At 58.3% G+C, this 3,807-nt stretch carries 4 protein-coding genes; all 4 read right to left on the bottom strand.

The window, feature by feature from the left end; all coding sequences use genetic code 11:
• Nucleotides 1-273: 273 nt before the first annotated feature.
• A complete protein-coding gene (locus M3436_19900; protein ID MDQ3566241.1) occupies nucleotides 274-1,287 on the bottom strand; it encodes an NAD(P)-dependent alcohol dehydrogenase in 1,014 nt (337 codons plus the stop codon).
• Nucleotides 1,288-1,311: 24 nt separating this feature from the next.
• Nucleotides 1,312-2,274, bottom strand: coding sequence for an NAD(P)-dependent alcohol dehydrogenase (locus M3436_19895; protein MDQ3566240.1), 963 nt, complete (start codon nucleotides 2,272-2,274; stop codon nucleotides 1,312-1,314).
• Nucleotides 2,275-2,303: 29 nt separating this feature from the next.
• The gene (locus tag M3436_19890; GenBank protein ID MDQ3566239.1) at nucleotides 2,304-3,278 is read right to left on the bottom strand and encodes an NAD(P)-dependent alcohol dehydrogenase; all 975 of its coding nucleotides are present in this window, start codon (nucleotides 3,276-3,278) and stop codon (nucleotides 2,304-2,306) included.
• A 73-nt stretch (nucleotides 3,279-3,351) separates the two neighbouring features.
• Nucleotides 3,352-3,807, bottom strand: a 456-nt coding sequence (locus M3436_19885; GenBank protein MDQ3566238.1) for an FtsX-like permease family protein, incomplete at its 5' end; no start/stop codon positions are given.

The following is a 3,807-nucleotide window of genomic DNA, read 5'->3' as shown; positions in this document are numbered from 1 at the left end:
GGCCTATTACGAGCGAGCGCGCAGTTTACAACGTTAAGGAGCACAGAAACTCGAGTAGTTCGTTTTTCGCCACGATTTCGTGGCCCCGCCGTGGCCGTTTATAGCAGCGCCACGCCGATGAGCAGAAAAGGGATACTCGACGGTGGTGTGTGCCGTTCGCCGTCGCCCTTCCTTGGTCGTTAGTGTGGTCGATGACGCGAGTGGGTGAGTGTCCATTGCCTTGTCCTCTCCTCGGTGGTCGTAAGACCTGTAGTTTGAGCGCCGTTCCGCTTATCACACCGTAATGACTACTTTCCCTGCAGCGTGCCCCTTTTCGAGATACTGGATGGCCTCGGGAACCTCGGCGAGCGGGTAGGTTCTGTCGATGACCGGCATCAGCTTCCCTGCTTCAAGGAATTCCTTCAAGACTGCCATTGAGTCTCTCTTGTCTGGCATCGAGAAGTTCGGGGTCGGCAGCCCACTCACGAACGGGGAGAGCACCACCAGTTTGAGGACACGGGGGATGCTTCCCAGCCAGCGCCCAGCCCCCTGCCCGAAGCGATCATGGCCGATGAGCACGTAGGTCCCCTCGGGAGTAAGGGCGCGTCGGCAATCCGAAAACGGATGGTTCCCGGGGATGTCGAAGATCAGGTCGTAGCGCTCACCGCTTTGGGTGAAGTCTTCCCGGGTGTAGTCGATGACGCGGTCTGCGCCGAGCGAACTGACCATCTCCAGCTTCCCAGTGCTGTCCACGCCGGTCACATCCGCTCCGTACGCTTTGGCGAGCTGTACGGCGAACGCGCCCACACCACCGCCAGCGCCGTTGATCAACACGCTCTGGCCTGGCCGCAACCGTCCCTCATTCGGAAGATTGTGCAGGGCGATGATTCCGGAGGTGGGTACGGCCGCGGCTTGTTCAAACGTGATGTTGTCGGGCTTCCGCGCCAGCGAGTCTTCTGGAACAGTCACATACTCGGCAAAGGCTCCGCCGTTGGTCCACTGATAACCTTTGATGCTCTCGCCGAATACCTCATCACCTGATTGAAACCGCGTCACGTTCTTGCCAACCGACTCAACGTGCCCCGCTACATCCGTTCCAGGAACGCGGTTCTTTGGTTTGAGCAGCCCGGCCCCCATCAGGCGCAGGACGTACGGCAGGCCTCTCACGACATGCCAGACATCTGGATGGACGGAAGCCGCGTGAACGCGCACCAGCACCTCATCATCCCCAACCGTCGGCCTGTCGATGTCCTTGAGTTCCAGAACAACATCAGGTGAGCTGTATTTGTCTTGGACGATTGCCTTCATGATGTCCTCATTGTCCACCGAGCGTCACACCGTGATGACGACTTTTCCTCCGGCGTGTCCTTCTCCAAGATACCGAAGCGCTTCAGCAACCTCGCTTAACGGGTAACGTCTATCAATGACCGGGACGACTTTGCCAGCTTCATAGAGCTCCGTTATATAAACCATATCTTCTAGATTTGGTTGAACCGCCAGGATGCGTATTTTCTTGCCCGCGGTTCTTCCAACCAATGGTCCCAGGAGCAAAGTCTGGAAAAGCGTGGCTACAGAACCTCCGACAAAGAAATAACTTCCATTGGGCCTTAGCGCCCGCTTGTAGGCGAAAACCGAACGATGCGCGATAAGATCAAGTATCAGGTCATATTGTTTTCCGTTTTTGGTGAAGTCTTCCCGACTGTAATCAATGACGTGGTCTGCGCCAAGCGAGCGCATAAAGTCCAGCTTGCCGGTGTTATCCACCCCGGTCACCTCAGCCCCGTATAACTTGGCAAGCTGCACGGCAAACGTACCGGCGCCGCCGCCCGCGCCATTGATCAAAACCTGTTGCCCCGGCTGAACCTGTCCTTTATCGCGAATACCCTGGAGGGCAATAACCGCCGCTTGAGGGATCGCTGCTACTTGCTCGAATGTCATACTGGCCGGTTTCAGCGCCAACCTGTTTTCAGGCGCACGGACATACTCGGCGAAACCGCCCATATAGCCCAAGATGTCCCCGAATACCTCATCGCCTGGCTGAAATTGTTCGACGTTAGCGCCAACCGCTTCGACTCGCCCCGCTATGTCGGATCCGAGGATCCGGCGACGTGGTCTTCGAAGCCCCCCTATGCGGGCATACAACGGTTTACCTATCAGTCCCTCCCAGTCAGATCTATTCACGGATACCGCCTGGACTTTTATCAGAACTTCATCGTCCTTGGGAGTCGGTTTTTCGATCTCTTCGAGCTGAAGAACACCCGGCGGTCCGTATTCTGTGTATACAATCGCTTTCATCGGATTCTCCTGAGCCGTCGCGTCGCGCCTCACACGGTGATGACGACTTTTCCTCCGGCGTGTCCTTCTTCGAGATACCGGAGAGCTTCACCAACCTCGCTCAACGGGTAACGTCTATCGATAACAGGCATTACTTTACCGGCTTCGACAAGCTCTTTCACAAAGACCAGATCTTCCTGATCTGGTTTCGCCGACAGGGCGCCCATCTTCTTACTCCCGGTCATCGACATCCACGGACCCAGGAGCAGAGCCTGGAATATTTGGGCCGTGGAACCTCCGACCATGACGTAGATTCCCTTGGCGTTTAGCGCACGCTTGTAATCCGAGATCGGACGATATCCGTTGACGGCGAGGATCAGGTCGTAACGCTGCCCATTTCGGGTGAAATCCTCTTGCGTGTAATCGATGACGTGGTCCGCGCCGATCGAGCGCACCATGTCCGACTTCCTGGTGCTGCACACGCCGGTGACTTCGGCCCCGAACGATTTGGCGATCTGCACCGCCAACGTACCCACGCCGCCGGACGCACCATTGATCAGAACCTTTTGCCCCGGCTGGATCCGTCCTTTGTCGCGAAGCCCCTGCAAAGCGGTGACCGCCGCCATAGGCGCCGCCGCTGCCTCCTCGAATGTCAAACTGGCCGGTTTCAACGCCAAAGCATCTTCACTTGCACACACATACTCGGCAAAGCCGCCGCCGCCAAAACCGCCCCCGGACAAGTCACCGAATACCTCATCACCCGGTTGAAACTGCTTTACGTTTCCGCCAACCGCTTCAACCCGTCCCGCTATGTCAGATCCGAGCGTGTTGTGTTTCGGTTTCAGAAGCCCGAGGTTCAGGCGGACCAGGAACGGGTCAGCCCTCAAGAGACGCCAGTCCCTCGCATTTGCGGACGCCGCATGAACCTTTATCAAGACTTCATCGTCCCTGGGGGTCGGCTCCCGGACCTCTTCTAGGTTCAGGACATCCGGCGGTCCGTATTTTGTGTACACAATCGCTTTCATGAGTTTCCTCCAAGTTTGGTTTGGTTTGATTTGGCGCAGCCCCGCGCGGCACGCGGGGCTGCGCCAAAAACGACTATTCGTAGCGCAGCGCCTCCGCCGGGTAGACCTTCGACGCCTGGCGGGCGGGCAGGAACGTGGTCAGGAGAGAGGCTGCGTAGGCGATGGCCGCGACGAGCCCGATCATGGTCCACGGAACCTGGTAGGTGACCCCCGGCATGTCGCCCGCCATCTGCTCGAGGATGTTGCCCGAGAGCCCGAACCCCAGCGCTATCCCGGTCGCTATGCCGAGCAGGGCTACGAACGACGATTCCATGAGGAACGCGAGCCGCACTTGGCCCCTCTGGAACCCGAGGGCGCGCATCATCCCGATCTGCTGCCTCCTTTCGACCACCGAGCGGGCGGCGATGACACCTAAAGCCGCGATGCCGACCAGGAGTCCGAGCCCCATGAAGCCCGTGAACAGGTTGAACATTATGATGCTGAACTCGGCGCCGCTGCGAACCTCTTCGGCCACCACGCTGGCCTGGAG

The organism is Pseudomonadota bacterium, from assembly GCA_030859565.1.
Classification (GTDB): Bacteria; Pseudomonadota; Gammaproteobacteria; order JACCXJ01; family JACCXJ01; genus USCg-Taylor.
Note: the sequence above shows the minus strand (reverse complement) of the source record. Positions and strands in the feature narration are given on the sequence as shown.